Genomic DNA, 17,710 nt, shown 5'->3' on the forward strand with positions numbered 1-17,710 from the left:
GTGCCGCAACAGCTTGCCCTACTTCTTCTTCCGCCCCTTCGGCTCGGGCGCGAGCGCCTGCGGGTCGAAGCCGACATAGAAGATGTAGCTGTCGGCGGCCGCGGGCGCGGGCACCGGATAGGACATATCCTCGACGACGAAAGTGAAGGGCACGCTGCCGCCCTCGGACATATCGACCGTGGTCCGGTAGGCCTTCGAGGCAATCACCTTCTCGCCGACGCCGCCCTGCACGACGGCGATGCGCAGGGGCACCTCGACGGTCGCAGGTGCCCCGGCGGGGCCGGCGATCACGCGGCCCTGGATGCCGATCCGGGCTGTGATGCCGGCGCTGCTGCGGGCACATTCGCGCGCCATCTTGGTGATCGTCGCCTGGAAGCGGATTTCATTGCCGACGGCCGGCTTGCCGGTGGCCCCAACCGCGTAGGTCGAGGCCCCCGCGCGCACCGTCACCTGCGGGCAATCGAGATCGTCTTCGGCCGGTTGGCCAGGCGCAGGCGCCGGCTTGGGCTCCGCCGGCGCGTCGGACTTGCCGCCGAACAGGCTCTTGAAGCGGTCGGTCAACGACTGCGCGGCGACCGGCGAAACCGCCGCGAACGACACCGACAAGACCAGCGCGATCGCCGGCATCCGCCGCAGCACATTCCGCGACGACCGAAGCTGCTTCACCATCAAAGCCCGTACTCCATGACAAATCCCCGGCCGATCGCCGGGAGGCCTCGCGCGTTATATCGTCAAAATCGGCGAACCCAAGGCAGCAAACGAGACGATGCCAGGCAGACTTTGGTCACATGAACGAATGGGCTCAGCCGCGGAAATCCTCGTGCAGGAGGCCAAACAGCAAATGGTCCTGCCAGATCCCGTTGATGCAGAGGTAGCGGCGGGCCAGCCCCTCGCGGGAGAAGCCGCACTTCTCCAGCACCCGGATCGACGGTGCGTTGGTGGGGATGCAGGCGGCTTCCACCCGGTGCAAATTGAGCTCGCCGAACAGCGTCGGCAGCAGGACCCGCAGCGCAGCCGTCATGTAGCCGCGATGGGCATGGGGTTGACCGACCCAATAGCCGATGGTGCCGGCCTGCACGATGCCGCGCCGCACATTGGCGAGCGTGATGCCGCCGACCATCGCCCCGTCGAGCTCGCGGAAGATCAGAAACGGATAGGAACGGTCCGCGGCGATGTCCTCGGAATAGCGGCGCAGGCGGCGGCGGAAGCCGGAACGGGTGAGATCGTCCGACGGCCAGATCGGCTCCCAGGGCGTCAGGTAGTCGCGGCTGGTTTCACGCAGATGTGCCCATTGCAGGAAATCCGACATCTGCGGCGCGCGCAGCAACAAGCCATTGCCGCGCGGCGCGAGGGCGGCGGGTCCACTGGACGGCAGGCGAAAGAGGGCCATGGTGATGCTTTCCGGGGGCGGTCCCGCCGTTCCGCGGCTCCTAGTGCAGCCGGGCCTTGGCGCGCGCCCGGGTCAATCCTTCCGCAAAAGACACCGCCGTGTCCAGACCCCTGCCGCTGCCTAACGCGACAACGGCGGGCCGGCTCCGCGACAGCAGCGCACGGGCCGCGTCCCGGGTCGATTCGACGCTGACGGCGTCGATCCGACCGACCAGCTCCTCGACCGTCTGCGGCCGGCCATAGGCCAGCACATGCCGGGCGAGCTGCTCGGCCCGGGACGAGCAGCTCTCCAGCGCCATCAGGAGGCCTGCCTTCATCTGCGCCTTGGCCCGCGCGATCTCTGCCTCGGTCAGCGTCTCCACCGAATCATTCATGATGTCGACCACGACCTCCATCATTTCAGGCGCGTCAGCCGGATCGGTGCCGGTGTAGAGGCCGAAGAAGCCTGTGTCGGTATAGGGCGCGTGGAACGAATAGATGGAGTAGCAGAGGCCGCGCTTCTCGCGCACCTCCTGGAACAGGCGCGACGACATTCCGCCGCCGAGGATGTTGGTGAAGACCTGGAGCGAAAACAGCGAGGCATCGTTCTGCGGCACGCCTTCCAGCGCCAGCGTCAGATGCGCCTGCTCCAGCTCGCGATGCACCACCTTGGTGCCACCCTTGCCGAACTGGGCGGTTTGCGGCTTCGGGCCCGGCGTCCCTTCGAAGCTCGCAAAGCGCTTCTCGGCCTCGGCGACCACTTGGCTGTGATCGACCGCGCCAGCCGCCGCCACCACCATGTCGGGCCCGCGATAATGCGTCGAGAGATAGCCGCGCAGCATGTCGCGATTGAAGCTGCGCAGCGTCTTGGCCGTGCCGAGCAGCGAGCGGCCCATCGGCTGGTCGGGATAGCAGAGCTCGTTGAGATGCTCGAACACGACGTCGTCGGGCGTATCCTGCGCGGCACCGATTTCCTGCACGATGACGTTCTTCTCGCGCTCCAGCTCGTCGGGCTCGAAGGCGGGATTGGCGAGGATGTCGGCCAGCACGTCGAGCGCCAGCGGCACGTCGGCCTTCAGCACCCGTGCGTAATAGGACGTGGTCTCGGTCGAAGTGCCGGCATTGAGGTCGCCGCCGACCGCCTCGATCTCCTCGACGATCTCGCGCGAGGAGCGCTTGGTCGTGCCCTTGAACGCCATGTGCTCGAGCAGATGCGAAATGCCATGCTCGTTCGGCTTCTCGTCGCGTCCGCCAACGCCGGCCCAGACGCCGAGCGCCGCAGTCTCCAGGTGAGGCATGTTGTCGGTGACGACGGTCAGGCCGGAGGCAAGCTTGGAAATCTCGACGCTCATCCGGCAACTCCCTGCTTTGCGGCGCGGCTGACCGACAACACAAACCGCTCGACCTCGGCCAGATCGTTCTTCATCACCTTCATGTGTTCGGATTTGGTCATCAATCCGTCGAGCCAGGCCGGCAGTTGCGGCCGCTGGCCGCAGGCCGCCTCCACAGCGTCGGGGAATTTGGCCGGATGGGCGGTCGAGAGCACGATGCTCGGCACCCGCGTGTCGGTGGTGTCGCGGTCGGCGACGGCGAGCGCCACCGCCGTATGGGGATCGACCAGCTCGCCTGCCTCGCGCCAGCCGGCGCGGATCGCAGCCGCGGTCTCGGTCTCGTCGGCGCGCCCGGCGTCGAACTCCTCGCGGATCGCGGCCAACGTCGCATCGGGCAGCACGAAACGTCCCGACTGCTTCAGCGAATCCATCAGGCGGCGCACGGCAGCGGCATCGCGCTTGCCGGCTTCGAACATCAGCCGCTCGAAATTCGAGGAGATCTGGATGTCCATCGAGGGCGATGCCGTGGCGTGGACCTCGCGCACCTCATAGATCCCCGTCTTCAGCGTGCGCGCCAGGATGTCGTTGACGTTGGCGGCGATGCGCAAGGTGCGCACCGGCAGGCCCATGCACTTGGCGACGTAGCCGGCGAAGATGTCGCCGAAATTGCCGGTCGGCACGACGAAATCCACCGCGCGCGCCGGCGCGCCGACGGCAACGGCGGAGGTGAAATAATAGACCACCTGGGCGACGATCCGCGCCCAGTTGATGGAATTGACGCCAGAGAGCGAGGTCGCATCGCGGAAGCGATGGTTGTTGAACATCCCCTTCACCATCGCCTGGCAGTCGTCGAAATTGCCCTCGATGGCGAGCGCGTGGACATTGGCCGCGCCCGTCGTCGTCATCATCCGCCGCTGCACCTCGGAGATGCGGCCGTGCGGAAACAGCACGATGAGATCCACGTTCTCGAGGCCGGCGAAAGCCTCCACCGCGGCGCCGCCGGTATCGCCTGACGTCGCGACCACGATGGTGGTGCGCTGGCCGCGCTTGGCGAGCACATGGTCCATCAGCCGCGAGATCAGCTGCATCGCCACGTCCTTGAAGGCGAGCGTCGGGCCGTGGAACAGCTCCAGCACGAACTGGTGCGGCGACATCTGGCGCAGCGGCACCACAGCGGGATGGCGGAAGGTCGCGTAGGCTTCGTTCGCCATGCGGCCGAGCTCGGCGTCGCTGATCTCGCCGCCCACGAAGGGACGAATCACCTCGACTGCGACCTCCCAATAGGGACGGCCGAAGAAGCCGGCGATGGCATCCGCGGAAAGCTGCGGCCAGACCGTCGGCACATACAGGCCGCCATCGCGGGCGAGCCCGGTCAGCATCACATCGCAGAAGCCGAGTTCGGGAGCCTCGCCCCGGGTCGATATATAACGAGTCAAACTGCCCTCCAAAGGCCGGCCGGCCTGAGCGCGATCCATAAGCCTTTGATTTTACGAAACTACTTGTTAACAGCCAGAGGCTTTGGGCCACCATAAAGTGTTTTGCGGCATCGGGAAACCGCTTCCGACCTCCGCCCGGCCCAGCGAAAAGGGGCTGCGGCGATGCCGCAGCCCCTCTCTTGGAAGGTCTGTCGTTGATGTGTGCAGACCGGTTTGGCTCTCGGGGTCGCCGCCCCTCAAACTGTTCGCGCCAGCTTTCGTCGCCTGTCACGAAACCGTCAAGGGCGAAAACGATGAGCGCGAGAAAATGTTCCTATTTTTCCCGATCCCAGATCCGCTCTCGCAAACATAGCCGAGCACCTGCACGTCGCGCTTTGCCAAATCTTCCCGAATCCTCGGGACATGGCAGGAACGAATTCCGCCTCCGTCCATTGGGGTCGGCGGATAGGTGTCGGCGGTGTCCATGCATTGCCCGGCTGCGCGTCGACACCGATCCGTCCCGCCGAACCGGCTGCATCCTGGAGTAGCCGGTTCGGTACGCCCGGGCCGACAGTGCCCGGGCCGACGACAGTGCCCGGCCCGATAGTGCCCCGGGCCGTCAATTCATCCCGATTTCCACCGCGATCCTGATCAGGTCGGAATGGTTCTTGGCCCCCAGCTTCTGCTTGAGCAGAGACGTGGTGTTGGCGACTGTCTTGTAAGAGATGCCGAGCGCCTCGGCGACTTCCACGATCTTGTCCCCGCGTCCGAGCAGGCGGAGAATTTCGAGCTCTCGCGGCGTCATCTGCGAGGCCGGGTTGGCCTTGATCGCGGCGCCCGAGAACGTCACGGCTTCGGCGAGCTGCGGTGAGATGAAATTGTCGCCTGCGATCACCTTGCGCACTGCTTTCAGCAGGATCCTGGGATCGTCGCCCTTGGAGACATAGCCCTGCGCCCCGAGCTCGACTGCCCTCACCACGAAGGCCGGATCGTCGTTCATGCTGAACATGATGATCTTGGCGTCGGGATCGTCCTTGCGGATGCGTCGCATCAGCTCGAAGCCGGAAACATCGGGCAGGCTGATATCGATCACGGTGACGTCGGGCCGCTTGCTGACATAGGCGCGATGCCCGGATTTGGCGTCCGTCGCCTCGTCGATCCGGATCGAATGGTCCGAAGCGAACAGGGTGCGGCAACCGGACAGCACCACGGGATGGTCGTCGACGATCAGAACCCGGGTCCCCGGTTTGGCGGTATCTTGCATCGCGCACTCGCTTTTTTTTGACTCTTAGACCGACGGGAACAAATGGAAAGAGCAAATCCCGCCGGTGCGCGTTAGAATTGACCTAATGTGGCAACGACTCTCTTTCAGAACGCAACTGTTTCTTCCGCTCGGCGCGAGTTTTCTCGCAGCCCTGATCCTCGGCGGGGTGCTGCTCCAGATCTTCGCAAGCGGTCAGCTGGTCGACGAGAACGAGCCTGCGCGACGTTCGACCCGAACGATCGCCACCGCACTCAACAACACTTTGCGCGCGTCGGACAATCCGCAGAAGATACTCGACGCCTTTGTCCAATCCTTGACAACCTCCTCGGACATCCAATTCCGTTCCGCGGAAGGGGCGCCTGCACCATCGCCAAGGAGCGACACGCACAACCTGCAAGGAATACCGCAGTGGTTCATCAACCTGCTGGCGGTGCCGGACACGGACGCTGCGGCCCCGGTGCTGATTGATGGCAGACGTATCGGCGATATCGTGTTCCTGCCGGACCTCTCAGCCGACCTGTTCGAGAAATGGATCGGCTTCCTGGCACTGACCAGCCTCGTCGCCGTGCTGACGGTGCTCACTGGAATCATCGCCTATGTCTTCGCGGGATCGGCCCTGCGTCCGCTGCAACATCTCGGTGAAGGCCTGACACGGATGCGGCGCGGCGACTACGCAAAGCCGATCCCGGTCGGAGGGCCGCCGGAGATTCGGCAGAGCTGTGCGGAAGCAAATGCGCTGGCTGCAACGCTGGCGCAATTGAGCCAAGACAATCGCGATCTGATGCACCGCCTGGTGTCGCTCCAGGACGACGAGCGGCGTGATCTCGCCCGCGAACTGCATGACGAGCTCGGACCGCTGCTGTTCAGCATTCGCGCCGGCACGATCGCGCTCATCGACGCCGCGTCGCAAGCAGGAAATCTCGGCAATTCGGCGGAGGAGGTGCTGCAATCGGTCGAGGCGCTGCAGCAGACCAACCGGCGCATCCTCGACCGGCTGCGGCCGCTTTACATCGAGGAGCTGGGCCTTGCGACCAGCGTGCAGACGCTGCTGCGGAACTTTCGCAAGCAGGCACCGCATATCGCCCTGACGGATACGATCGATCCGGACCTCAACGTGATCGACGGGGCGTTGGCCCGGACCGTCTATCGGGTGATCCAGGAAGCACTGACCAACGTGCTGCGCCACGCCAAGGCCAGCGGCGCCCATGTCCAGGCCACCATCGCCGGCGAGACACTGGTCATCGAGATCTCCGACGACGGCGGCGGCTTCCCCGCCGACAATGCCTTCGGCCGCGGCCTGACCGGCATGCATGAGCGCGTGCGCGCGCTCAGCGGATCGCTGTCACTGCTGCGCGTGGACGAGCGAACCTATGTCCGTTGCCACCTTCCGGCCAAGCCGGCACGCGAGGTGCTGGTCAATAGCTAGCAGGCGCAGCAGCCGTCATGCGCGTTCTGCCGCGCCGGCTCGCACAGCGTGCTGCGGATCTTGCCTTCCGGGCTGAAGCGAAACGAAGCGCGAATACGCAGCGAACCCGCAACGGAATATTCGAGATCGATTCCATATGGCACCGGATTGATCTCCTCGAGGCCAAAACCGGCCGACAAGAACGCGCTCAGCCGCGGCCCCCAATAGGCCTCGAGCTCGCTGCGGCCGCGATAGCGCTGCGCGCCGTTACAGGCGCACTCGACCTGGGCATCGTCCGCATAGAGGTCGAGCAACGTCGCGAGGTCGCCCTTCCGGCAGGCGTCCACCCAGTCGATGACAATTCCCATCTGATCGAAATCGCTCACGCCGCAATCCTGTCTGCCGCGGGACATCACCGGCGGCTTAGGACCACACTCGTGAATGTGCGCTGAATAATAAACCCCGGGCGATACCGGGTTCCCCTCGGGGACCTTCGACGGGGTCAGTTCTGTCGCCGGCCTCGTGCCCACACCGCGAAGGCGATCAGCACGGCGCCTGCGAGCATGAACCAGGTGATGGCATATTGCAGGTGATCGTCCTTCAGATGCACGTCGAGCGGCCCCGGGCGGGGAATGCCGTTCTCGGGCGCCGGCTGCTCGAGATCGACATAGAACGGCGCGACCGCACCCCAGCCGAGCGCGCCTGCGATGGCCTGATGATCGCGCACGAACCAAAGCCGCTTGCCGCGATTCTCCGCCGGCGTCAGCCAGCCGGACACCTCGGGAAAGCGCAAATAGCCGGTGAATGCGACCGGCTGTCCCGTGACGAGCTTCTTCACCGCGCGGTCCTCGACGCCTCGATCCTGCATGGTGTTCTCGACGAAGCCCGCATCGATCACAACCGTCTCGCCGCCGGGAAGCCGCGCCGGCAGGAACGCCCAGGTGCCCGGGCCCGAGGCGTCCTTGCGCACCGCGGAGCCGGAGGAATAGACCATCGCATCGGGGAGCCCTGCGTAGGTCGCGGTGAAGCTGACGCGCCGGAATTCATCGCGCGCGGGAGCGAGCGCAGCCCATTGCGCCGGCGGCGGCAGCGCGATGGGCGCCTCGGCCAGGCGCTCGGTGAGCGCCGCGACCAGCTCGTGCTTGGCGGTCCGGCGCTGCAATTGCCAGACGCCGAGCGCGACGAACACGGCCGTCAGAAAGAGCGTGAACAGCGCGAAGCCGGCCACGCGGGGCTTGCGCGCAGGCTCGATCATTTCGCGCGGTCGACCAACCGGCCCGGCGCCGCCTTGTGGTGGAATTGCAGCGCGATCAGCAGCGACTTCATCGCACGCAGCGGCAGAAGCGTGGTGACCAGGATCAACGGCAACCACAGCACCGCATGCAGCCAGTATGGCGGCTGGTATTTGACCTCGACGATCAGTGCGGCCGCAACCACGATCCCGCCGGCCAGCATGATGATGAAGATCGCCGGACCGTCGCCGGTATCGATGAAGGCGTAGTCGAGACCGCAGCGGTCGCAGGCGGGCGCGAGCGTCAGAAAGCCTGCATAGAGCTTGCCCTGGCCGCAGCGCGGGCATCTGCAGGCGAGCCCGCGCAGCGCGCTTTGCAGGACGGTGGTCTCGGACTCGGATTTGCCGGCGGTGTCGTTCATGATCGCACTCTATCACAGTTCTCGCCGAAACTTCCGGCGGCCCAAAAGCGAAAGGGCGGCCCAGCGGCCGCCCTTTCTGATCTCATCGTCGCGGCTTAGTGCGCGCCGTGGGCCATGGTCTCGGCGCCGTGTCCCCAGACGTAGATGCAGAGGAACAGGAACAGCCAGACCACGTCGACGAAGTGCCAGTACCAGGCGGCGAACTCGAAGCCGAGATGCTGCTTCGGCGTGAAATGGCCGGCATAGGCGCGGAACAGGCAGACCAGCAGGAAGATGGTGCCGACCAGCACGTGGAAGCCGTGGAAGCCGGTCGCCATGAAGAAGGTCGCGCCATAGACGTTGCCGCCGAACGAGAACGCCGCGTGGCTGTACTCATAGGCCTGCACGCAGGTGAACAGCGCGCCGAGCACGACGGTGACAATCAGGCCGTATTTCAGACCCTGACGGTCGTTCTCGAGCAGCGCGTGGTGCGCCCAGGTCACGGTCGTGCCCGAGGTGAGCAGGATCAGCGTGTTGAGGAGCGGCAGATGCCAGGGATCGAAGGTCTCGATGCCGTGCGGCGGCCAGGTGCCCGGCACGGCGCAGGCGCCGGCCTGAGTGCCGAGGCCGCAGCCAAACACCGCGTCGCGGGTGGCGTGGACGGCGTCGGCCGGAAACAGCGCGGCGTTGAAATAGGCCCAGAACCAGGCGACGAAGAACATCACCTCGGAGGCGATGAACAGGATCATGCCGTAGCGGTGATGCAGCTGCACCACGCGGGTGTGGTCGCCCTTGTACTGGGCTTCCTTGATCACGTCGCCCCACCAGCTCGCCATGGTGTAGAGCACGCCGACGGTGCCGACGCCGAACACGATCGGCGCGGCCGAGAACATGTGATGCATCCAGGAGATCGCGCCGACCGCCATGATGAAGGCCGAGAGCGAACCGACGGCCGGCCACGGAGAGGGATCGACCAGGTGATAGTCGTGATGCTTGGTGTGCGCCGTTGCCATTTGCGGTCTCTCTCCTCAATCCCGTGCCTGTCGGGCACTTATCCCCTTGTTTCCGACCTTTCGAGCGCGCGCCCGCCGATCAGAGATTTCCCTTGCGCTTGTCGCCTTCGCCCGATGCCAACGGCTTCACCACGGGATCCTTCACCGGATAGAAGGTATAGGACAGCGTGATCGTGTTCAGCCCGTCGTTCTCGTGATCCTCGGCGATCGACGGATCGACGTAGAAGACAACCGGCATCTCGCGCTTCTCGCCCGGAGCCATGGTCTGCTCGGTGAAGCAGAAGCAGTTGATCTTCTGGAAATAGGAGCCGACCGTCAGCGGCGCGACGTTGTAGGCCGCCTGGGCCGCCGTGGTGCGCGCGGCCTGGTTGGTCACGGTGTAGAAGACGGTCACGACCTGGCCGATATTGACCTCGATCTCGTTCTGCTCCGGCTCGAACTTCCAGGGCAGGCCGGGCGCGACATTGGAGTCGAAGCGCACCGAGATTTTTCGCGCGATCGGGCCCGTCGCCGGCGCGGCGTTCGCCACTTGCGTCGTGCCGTTGAAACCGGTGGCGCGGCAGAACCAGTTGTAGAACGGCACCGCCGCGTAGGAGGCACCGACCATCAGCGCGACCACGCCGCCGCAGATGGACGCGACCACGACATCACGCCCCAGCCCGCGGCGCTTGGCCGGTTGACCATTGGCCGGCTTGGCACTGACATCCTGCGATATGGTCGGCTCGTGATCCATGTTTCCTACATCGGCCGCACGAGAACGGCCGGTCCCTTGACCATGGTGACGGCGAAGAACAGCACCACCAGCACGCCGAGCGCCAGGGCAATGGCGATCGAGCGCTGACGACGGCTCTTCTTCTGCGCCTCGGTGAGGACGATTCCGTCTGTCTCGGGTTTGTCGGCCATCGCTGTGATCATGCGCCCCCAACCATCGGAGCCAGTGCCCGGAACACGACCTCGGCCAGCAGGGTCGCGAACAGCACGAACAAATAGAGGATCGAGAACGCGAACAGCTTGCGGGTCGCGCGCAGCGAGGCAGCTCGCTCGCGGCGCATATAGACGTTGATCGCGAGCACCAGCATGCCGGCCCCCATGATCAGCGAGACGATGCCGTAGATCGCGTCGAAATAGCCGAGCGCCCAGGGCGCGGCGGCGACCGCGATCAGCACGATGGTGTAGAGCAGGATCTGCAGGCGCGTCGCATCGGGACCGGCGACGTTTGGCAGCATCGGAATGCCGGCGCGCGCGTAGTCGTCGGAGCGGAACAGCGCCAGCGCCCAGAAATGCGGCGGGGTCCAGAAGAAGATGATGGCGAACAGCAGCAGCGGCTCGACGTCGACGGTGCCCGTGACGGCGGCCCAGGCCACCACCGGCGGCAGCGCGCCGGCGGCGCCGCCGATCACGATGTTCTGCGCGGTCCAGCGCTTCAGCCCCATCGTGTAGATCACTACGTAGAAGAAGATGGTGAAGGCGAGCAGGCTGCCTGCGATCCAGTTGACGAGGATGCCGAGCGTCATCACCGAGAAGAAGGACAGCGTCAGGCCGAACGCCATCGCCTCGGGGCGGGTGATGCGGCCGCGCGGGATCGGCCGGTTCGCCGTGCGCGACATCTTGGAATCGATGTCGCCTTCGAGCGCCATATTGAGCGCGCCGGAAGCGCCGGCGCCGACGGCGATGCAGAGCAGCGAAGTGAACGCGAGCACCGGGTGGAAGTGTCCCGGCGCCATGGCCATCCCGACCAGCGCGGTGAAGATCACCAGCGACATCACCCGCGGCTTCAACAGCGCGATGTAGTCGCCGACCTCCGCCTCGGAGATGCGGGGATTGATGTCGATGGCGTTCTGATCGAGGACGGACACTAAATTCAACTCGCTTCGTTATAGAGTCGCGGCGCCCGTCACGGGCGCCGCGGGAGGTCGCTTACTGCACGCGGGGCAGCACTTCGAACTGGTGGAACGGCGGCGGCGAGGGCAAGGTCCACTCCAGCGTGGTCGCACCCGCACCCCACGGATTGTCGCCGGCCGGCACCTTCTTCATGAAGGCGTCGAGCACGCAGTAGAGGAAGATCAGCACGCCGAAGCCGGAGATGTAGGAGCCGACCGACGAGACCAGGTTCCAGCCCGCGAACGCATCGGGATAGTCGACATAGCGGCGCGGCATGCCGGACAGGCCGAGGAAGTGCTGCGGGAAGAACACCAGATTGACGCCGATGAAGGTCACCCAGAAGTGCGCCTTCGCGAGCGTCTCGTTGTACATGTAGCCCGACATCTTCGGGAACCAGTAGTACCAGCCGGCGAAGATTCCGAACACCGCACCCAGCGACAGCACGTAGTGGAAGTGCGCGACGACGTAGTAGGTCTCCTGCAGCACGCGGTCGACGCCGGCATTCGCCAGCACGACGCCGGTGACGCCACCGACGGTGAACAGGAAGATGAAGCCCACCGCCCAGATCATCGGCGCCCGGAATTCGATCGAACCGCCCCACATCGTGGCGATCCAGGAGAAGATCTTCACGCCGGTCGGAACCGCGATGACCATGGTCGCGGCGACGAAATAGGCCTGTGTCGCCGAGGACATGCCGACCGTGTACATGTGGTGCGCCCACACCACGAAGCCGATGCCGCCGATCGCGACCATGGCGTAGGCCATGCCGAGATAGCCGAACACGGGCTTGCGCGAGAAGGTCGAGACGATCTGGCTGATCATGCCGAAGGCGGGCAGGATCAGGATGTAAACCTCGGGGTGGCCGAAGAACCAGAACAGATGCTGGAACAGCACGGGGTCGCCGCCGCCTTCGGGGTTGAAGAACGTCGTGTGGAAGTTGCGGTCGGTGAGCAGCATGGTGATCGCACCGGCAAGCACCGGCAGCGACAGCAGCAGCAGGAACACCGTTACCAGGATCGACCACACGAACAGCGGCATCTTGTGCAGGGTCATGCCCGGCGCGCGCATGTTGAAGATCGTGGTGATGAAGTTGATGGCGCCGAGGATCGACGAAGCGCCTGCCAGATGGAGCGACAGGATCGCGAAGTCGACGGCCGGACCCGGATGGCCGGAGGCCGACAGCGGCACGTACATGGTCCAGCCGGCGCCGACGCCGTTGGCGCCCGGCTCGCCCTCGACGAAGGTCGACATCAACAGCAGCGCGAACGAGGCCGGCAGCAGCCAGAACGAGATGTTGTTCATGCGCGGGAACGCCATGTCGGGCGCGCCGATCATCAGCGGCACGAACCAATTGCCGAAGCCGCCGATCATCGCGGGCATGACCATGAAGAAGATCATGATCAGGCCGTGAGAGGTCACGAACACGTTGTAGGTGTGCGTCTCGTGGAAGATCTGCACGCCCGGGTACATCAGCTCGGCACGGATCGCGATCGACATCGCGGCGCCGATGACGCCGGCGATCACCGCGAAGATCAGGTACATCGTGCCGATGTCCTTGTGGTTGGTCGAATAGACGTAGCGCCGCCATCCGGTCGGATGGGCGTGCTCGTCATGTCCGTGGGCGTGATCGCCGTGTGCCGCTGCGCTCGTTGCCATTTTCAAATCCTGCCTTGCGTCCCGTTCGGACCTCCAGGAGGTCCCGCCCTTATATCGCTTCAGTCCCTGTCAGCCGTCACCCGACGCTTACTGCGTCGGGCCGGCCGCGGAGGCGTAGGTGCTGGTGCCACCGCTCGCGAATTTCTTCTTCGCGGTCTCGACCCAGGAGGCGAATTCCTGGTCCTCCACGACGCGAATCGCGATCGGCATGAAGGCGTGGTCCTTGCCGCAGAGCTCCGAGCACTGGCCGTAGAACATGCCGGTCTTGGTGGCCTTGAACCAGGTCTCGTTCAGCCGCCCCGGAATGGCGTCGATCTTGACGCCGAAAGCCGGCAGCGCAAAGGCGTGGATGACGTCCGCGCCGGTGACCTGGACACGAATCACCTTGTTGACCGGCACCACCATCTCGTTGTCGACGCCGAGCAGGCGGGGCTGCTTGTCCTGCGCCATCAGCGAGTCGAACTCGAACTTGCCGTTGTCCGGATAGGCGTAGGACCAGTACCACTGCTTGCCGGTCGCCTTGACGGTGATATCCGCTTTCGGCACGTCGAGCTCGAGGAACAGAAGCCGGAACGACGGCACCGAGATTCCGACCAGGATCAGCACCGGAACGAGCGTCCAGGCCACCTCGATCAGCGTGTTGTGGGTGGTGCGCGACGGCACCGGATTGGCCCGCGCGTTGAACTTGATGACCACCACCACGAGCAGCGCCAGAACGAACAGCGTGATCAGCGTGATCAGCACGAACAGAAAGTTGTGGAACCAGACGATGTTGTCCATCACCGGGGAACCGGACTCCTGAAGCGTCCATTCCCACGGCTTCGGCTGCCCGAGCTCGGCGAAGGCCGAACCGCCGGTCGCCAGCGTCAGACCCGCCACGGCCAATCCCAGCAACTGCCGGCCCATCCGGCCCATCGACATCCTCATGCCGTTCGCGCTCCCCTTACGAAATCACCCCAAGTGCGCCGCCCTATGTCCGGGAAACGCTTATTCGACCCGTCCGCCTGACAAACCGCCGCGCAAGAATACCTCTAAGAGGAATTGGGGCCAGATCGCTAGAACGCCGAAATCAAGCCTCTCAAACCATAATTTTTGATCTATCGCAATGCAGTCTTGAGCCCCGACTGCCAGCCATCACCCGCAAGATATTTCCTAGTAACATCAGACAAAAATACCGTTGGCCGGGATGCTGCGGCTTGACAGCGGAATTGCCCGCGTTAGGCACTGGCGGATGGCCGCGCAGGAACCTGATTCGTGCGGGCGGCGGCGGTGCGAGGCGGCGTGGAATTTGCTTGGGAATCGCCTTCAAGACGCCGTCATTCCCGTATCAGTCCGCCAGATTAGTCCGCCGAGCGCGAGCGGCCCAGGCGAGCAAAGGGACCGACCCGATGGGGCTTTCGAAATCGATGGCAAGGCAGGCGAAAAGGCGGGCTGACCGCCTCCCGGCGCTGGCAGGCCTGCTGGCGGCGATCCTCCTTCTGGCGCTTCCCGGCCTTGCTCATGCGCAGGGCGCAGTGCGCTCCGTCCATGGCGACTGGCAGATTCGCTGCGACACGCCCCCCGGCGCCCAGAGCGAGCAGTGCGCCCTGATCCAGAGCGTGGTGGCGGAAGACCGCTCCAATGCCGGCCTGACCGTCATCGTGCTGAAGACCGCCGACCAGAAGAGCCGCCTGATGCGCGTGGTGGCCCCCTTAGGGGTCCTGCTGCCCTCCGGTCTCGGCCTCAAGCTCGACAATCAGGACGTCGGCCGCGCCGGCTTCGTCCGCTGCCTGCCCAATGGCTGCGTCGCCGAGGTCGTCATGGACGACAAGCTGCTCGGCCAGCTCCGCACCGCCAAGACCGCCACCTTCATCATCTTCGAGACCCCGGAAGAAGGGATTGGCTTTCCGCTCAGCCTGAACGGGCTGGGTGAGGGGTATGACAAGCTGCCGTAAGATGGGATTAGCTGCTGGCTCTTATAATTTAAATCTCTGACGAACAGCGGCAGCACGATCGGAAGCATCGAGCCGGTCCAAGAGTGCGACCAATTTCTCGGCGATATTTCTCGCACGAGGGTGAGCGGGTCCGAATTTTTGTTCGAAGATAGTCAGCGCACGCTCGTAGCAAGGTCGAGCTCCCACCAGATCTTTCCCCTCCTCCAGTAGCAATCCTAAGTCATAGAGACTCAGCGCGGTATCGGGGTGATCTGGGCCCAGCACGGTTTCGCGAATAGCTAGCGCGTTCCTTATGAGTTCATCAGCCCGCGCGAGGTCCCCTTGTTCCAGTACAATGCCACCCAAACTGGCTATGGTTGCCGCCATGTAGGGGTGATTCGGGGGAAACATCTTCTTACAGCTCTCAACTGATCGCTCAAGATCAGCCAAGCCAGCATCCCGCTCCCCCCTTTTCCATTTCAGGATTGCAAGCTGATTCAGTAAAGCGATCCCACTTGAGACAGTGGTGCAATCGTCAGCAATTGTTGAGGCACGTTCGAAAGATAATTGCGCGTTCGCGTAGTCACCTGCTTGGGTAAGGATGCTCCCCAGATTGGTCAGAACCGTTTTAAGAGCAGGGGAATTCGGCTCACCTCTCGTTTCATAAAAAGACGCCGCTAGCTCAAAGCAACTGCGCGCCTCAGAGACATTACCTAGATCTTGATACATCCGACCCAGATTATTCTGGATGACGCCTTCAAAGGGATTGTCCGCAAGAAGTTCCCGCACGCTCAAAAGCAGCGCCACTTCGAAATTGCGTTGAGCCTCCTCGTAGCTGCCCAAAACGGTTTGGCGATAAAGAGCCAGTTGATTCAAGACAGTTATCATTGAAGCTGCAATGATCGAGCGCCAATTTCCAGCCTCGGCTTCTTGAGGCAGCGTATCGCACCTGACGAGCGAGGATGCGATTACGTCAAGTCTCCTCGCTCTTGGCCATGAATCAGGATTTGAAAGAACGTCACCAGCCGGAAAGATCAGGGCCATAGCTCTGATCGACTCCCATCTAATTTCATTCAGAAGGTCCATACCGATCCGTGCAAGTGCAATCCTACCTATCAGAGGATGCACTGAGATACAGTCCGTCCAAACGGAAAGGTCGCGTTCGTCGCGAATAGATCTACGGTCGATCAACGCAAAGGCGCGGAGCGTTCCGATGACGTCGTCCAAGTCGACGTCCTTGATGTTTGCCGCAAATGCCCCTTCAACTTTCTCTCGCCATTCAAAGAAAAAATGTGTTGGGATCGGCTGAGCCGCGAGCGATGCAGCAACAAGAAGAAAGAAATAGCTGACAGCTTGCCTGCTGGCGGCCTCCGCCATCGCAATTTCAAAAGTCTTCGCCACCGTTAGTCGGTAATCACGAGGCGCATCTTCCGCCTTATCCAGAAACTCGACAGACGTAACTTCGAACCGCGCAATATACTCACGAAACGGCAACCCGACACGATCGCAGTAAGCTGACGCCTGTTCGTGCGCAAGCGGTAGTCCTCCCAAGGCATGAGAAAGCGCCAAAGCTTCTGCGCGTTCCGAGACTCGACCAGTGCGAGCGATCAGGAAGTCGGCCCCGATCTCCTTTGGCCAGACCGCGATCTCCACGGGATCAGCGATCCCGCGCCAGTCCGGTGCGTTTGAAGTGATGATGATGTGGGATGCCCCCCCGCGGGGCAGGAATTCGGTAAGTTCGTTTCTCCCGATTGCGTTGTCGTAGATTAGCAAGATGCCATTTCCATCGATGCGAAGCCGCTGCAGCACTGCCTTAATAGCCGGGTCTTCCGCCGCATCGTCAACGACCCAGCCAAGTTGAACGCCGAGACCCACCAGATCGGCGCGTATCGTGTGCTCGGTTCCCGCCCTGATCCACCAAGTCGCTCGATAATTAGTGCGTCTGCGTTCGGCGTAGGCGGCGGCGAGCGTGGTCTTGCCTACTCCGCGCAGGCCGTGCAAGGCGCTAACGGCAGCGCGGCCGGAGCCAGTCTTGAATGCAGTGTCGATCGCGGCCAGATCGTCATCCCTACCCAGGAAATTGCGAAGTTCGCGAAAAGGCACGTTGTCAATCGCAGGTCCGGGCTTACCCTGCGCCGGCAAATGCCGCACCAAACCGGCGATCGCAATTGCAGCCGACGTCGAAAATTTTCCCATACTGTCAAAGATCTCGTAAATTCGGTGCACCTCGCAGTTGCGATACATCAGTTTAGCGCGCTCACGGAATGCGGCGAGCTTGGCTCGCTTCTCCGGATCGAACTCGAAATCCGCTTCGGTCAGGGGATGCTGGTCGCTCATGATGAACAGCAGGATCGGACGGCCGAGCGCCATCGCTTCGTTGAATTCAAGCTCAGTGATCGACAGCCCGTTCGGGTTTCGGACCGGATCACGCGGCGTCTGGCCGTACTTGCGGCCGATAACGAGGACATAGGCCGCCGCATCCCGCACCATCTTCAGCGACGTGTCGATGACATCCGTGTCCGCCTGCGCGCCCGAATGTTCCATGACCTTCGGCTTGAGGTCGAACCGGTTGATGATGTCGATTGCGTTCTGGCGATGCTCCTTCAAGTCCGTGAAGGTGCTCGACAGCATAATTGCGCTATAGTTCTTGGGCTGGCTCAAGGCCGCTCCCGTCATAATGAAAGGCTCAAAATATCTAACAGGTGCACCCGACAGCCGCGGCCAGCTATTTGCTCGCGGAAACATTATCTTGAAGGCGGCCCCACCCGCAACAGGATAGGCCTGCAAGGCATGCAACTCGTCTTGGTCGGGCTGAGTACGGTGCTGGCGACG

The 17,710-nt window shown here is 63.5% G+C and carries 17 protein-coding genes; 2 read left to right on the forward strand and 15 right to left on the reverse strand.

Annotated features, from left to right (window positions below):
- Positions 1-18: 18 nt before the first annotated feature.
- From SE92_RS20475 to SE92_RS20495, 5 genes are all read right to left on the reverse strand, one after another.
- Positions 19-669, reverse strand: a complete 651-nt coding sequence (locus tag SE92_RS20475; RefSeq protein ID WP_063197872.1) for a hypothetical protein — start codon at positions 667-669, stop codon at positions 19-21.
- A 133-nt stretch (positions 670-802) separates the two neighbouring features.
- Positions 803-1,390, reverse strand: coding sequence for a GNAT family N-acetyltransferase (locus tag SE92_RS20480; RefSeq protein ID WP_063197874.1), 588 nt, complete (start codon positions 1,388-1,390; stop codon positions 803-805).
- A gap of 40 nt (positions 1,391-1,430) precedes the next feature.
- Positions 1,431-2,720, reverse strand: coding sequence for a M16 family metallopeptidase (locus tag SE92_RS20485; RefSeq protein WP_063197876.1), 1,290 nt, complete (start codon positions 2,718-2,720; stop codon positions 1,431-1,433).
- Entirely contained in the window at positions 2,717-4,135 is a 1,419-nt protein-coding gene (thrC, locus tag SE92_RS20490; protein ID WP_063203663.1) for a threonine synthase, read from the reverse strand. The genes SE92_RS20485 and thrC overlap by 4 nt, the downstream gene beginning before the upstream one ends.
- Positions 4,136-4,733: 598 nt before the next feature.
- On the reverse strand, positions 4,734-5,378 hold the full coding sequence (locus SE92_RS20495; RefSeq protein ID WP_063197877.1) for a response regulator transcription factor: 645 nt from the start codon (positions 5,376-5,378) through the stop codon (positions 4,734-4,736).
- Between the two features lie 85 nt (positions 5,379-5,463).
- Between SE92_RS20495 and SE92_RS20500 the strand changes: the two genes are divergently transcribed.
- A complete protein-coding gene (locus SE92_RS20500; RefSeq protein WP_063197879.1) occupies positions 5,464-6,804 on the forward strand; it encodes a histidine kinase in 1,341 nt (446 codons plus the stop codon).
- Here SE92_RS20500 and SE92_RS20505 read toward each other — a convergent pair.
- From SE92_RS20505 to coxB, 9 genes are all read right to left on the reverse strand, one after another.
- Positions 6,801-7,169 (reverse strand): nuclear transport factor 2 family protein, encoded by a 369-nt coding sequence (locus SE92_RS20505; protein ID WP_063203664.1) that lies wholly within the window; start codon positions 7,167-7,169, stop codon positions 6,801-6,803. The genes SE92_RS20500 and SE92_RS20505 overlap by 4 nt on opposite strands.
- A gap of 116 nt (positions 7,170-7,285) precedes the next feature.
- Entirely contained in the window at positions 7,286-8,038 is a 753-nt protein-coding gene (locus SE92_RS20510; protein ID WP_063197882.1) for an SURF1 family protein, read from the reverse strand.
- Positions 8,035-8,436 (reverse strand): DUF983 domain-containing protein, encoded by a 402-nt coding sequence (locus SE92_RS20515; protein ID WP_063197883.1) that lies wholly within the window; start codon positions 8,434-8,436, stop codon positions 8,035-8,037. The genes SE92_RS20510 and SE92_RS20515 overlap by 4 nt, the downstream gene beginning before the upstream one ends.
- 95 nt (positions 8,437-8,531) lie before the next feature.
- Positions 8,532-9,428, reverse strand: coding sequence for a cytochrome c oxidase subunit 3 (locus tag SE92_RS20520; RefSeq protein WP_063197885.1), 897 nt, complete (start codon positions 9,426-9,428; stop codon positions 8,532-8,534).
- A gap of 79 nt (positions 9,429-9,507) precedes the next feature.
- Positions 9,508-10,161, reverse strand: coding sequence for a cytochrome c oxidase assembly protein (locus SE92_RS20525; protein WP_063197887.1), 654 nt, complete (start codon positions 10,159-10,161; stop codon positions 9,508-9,510).
- Positions 10,162-10,166: 5 nt separating this feature from the next.
- Entirely contained in the window at positions 10,167-10,343 is a 177-nt protein-coding gene (locus tag SE92_RS20530; RefSeq protein WP_063197888.1) for a cytochrome c oxidase system small membrane protein, read from the reverse strand.
- Complete coding sequence (locus tag SE92_RS20535; protein WP_063197890.1) at positions 10,340-11,284, reverse strand: heme o synthase; 945 nt, start codon at positions 11,282-11,284, stop codon at positions 10,340-10,342. Before SE92_RS20535 ends, SE92_RS20530 begins: the two co-directional genes overlap by 4 nt.
- Before the next feature lie 61 nt (positions 11,285-11,345).
- Entirely contained in the window at positions 11,346-12,965 is a 1,620-nt protein-coding gene (ctaD, locus tag SE92_RS20540) for a cytochrome c oxidase subunit I (protein WP_063197891.1), read from the reverse strand.
- A gap of 87 nt (positions 12,966-13,052) precedes the next feature.
- Positions 13,053-13,892, reverse strand: coding sequence for a cytochrome c oxidase subunit II (gene coxB / locus SE92_RS20545; RefSeq protein WP_063197893.1), 840 nt, complete (start codon positions 13,890-13,892; stop codon positions 13,053-13,055).
- A gap of 461 nt (positions 13,893-14,353) precedes the next feature.
- On the opposite strand from coxB, the gene SE92_RS20550 reads away from it, so the two are divergent.
- Positions 14,354-14,899 carry an invasion associated locus B family protein gene (locus SE92_RS20550; RefSeq protein WP_063197894.1) on the forward strand — a complete coding sequence of 182 codons (546 nt, stop codon included), beginning with the start codon at positions 14,354-14,356 and terminating at the stop codon, positions 14,897-14,899.
- Between the two features lie 21 nt (positions 14,900-14,920).
- Here the strand turns inward: SE92_RS20550 and SE92_RS20555 are convergent, their stop codons facing one another.
- Positions 14,921-17,539, reverse strand: coding sequence for a tetratricopeptide repeat protein (locus tag SE92_RS20555; protein WP_198172719.1), 2,619 nt, complete (start codon positions 17,537-17,539; stop codon positions 14,921-14,923).
- Positions 17,540-17,710: the final 171 nt, after the last annotated feature.

It is taken from the genome of Bradyrhizobium sp. AT1 (genome assembly GCF_001590795.1).
Classification (GTDB): Bacteria; Pseudomonadota; Alphaproteobacteria; order Rhizobiales; family Xanthobacteraceae; genus Bradyrhizobium.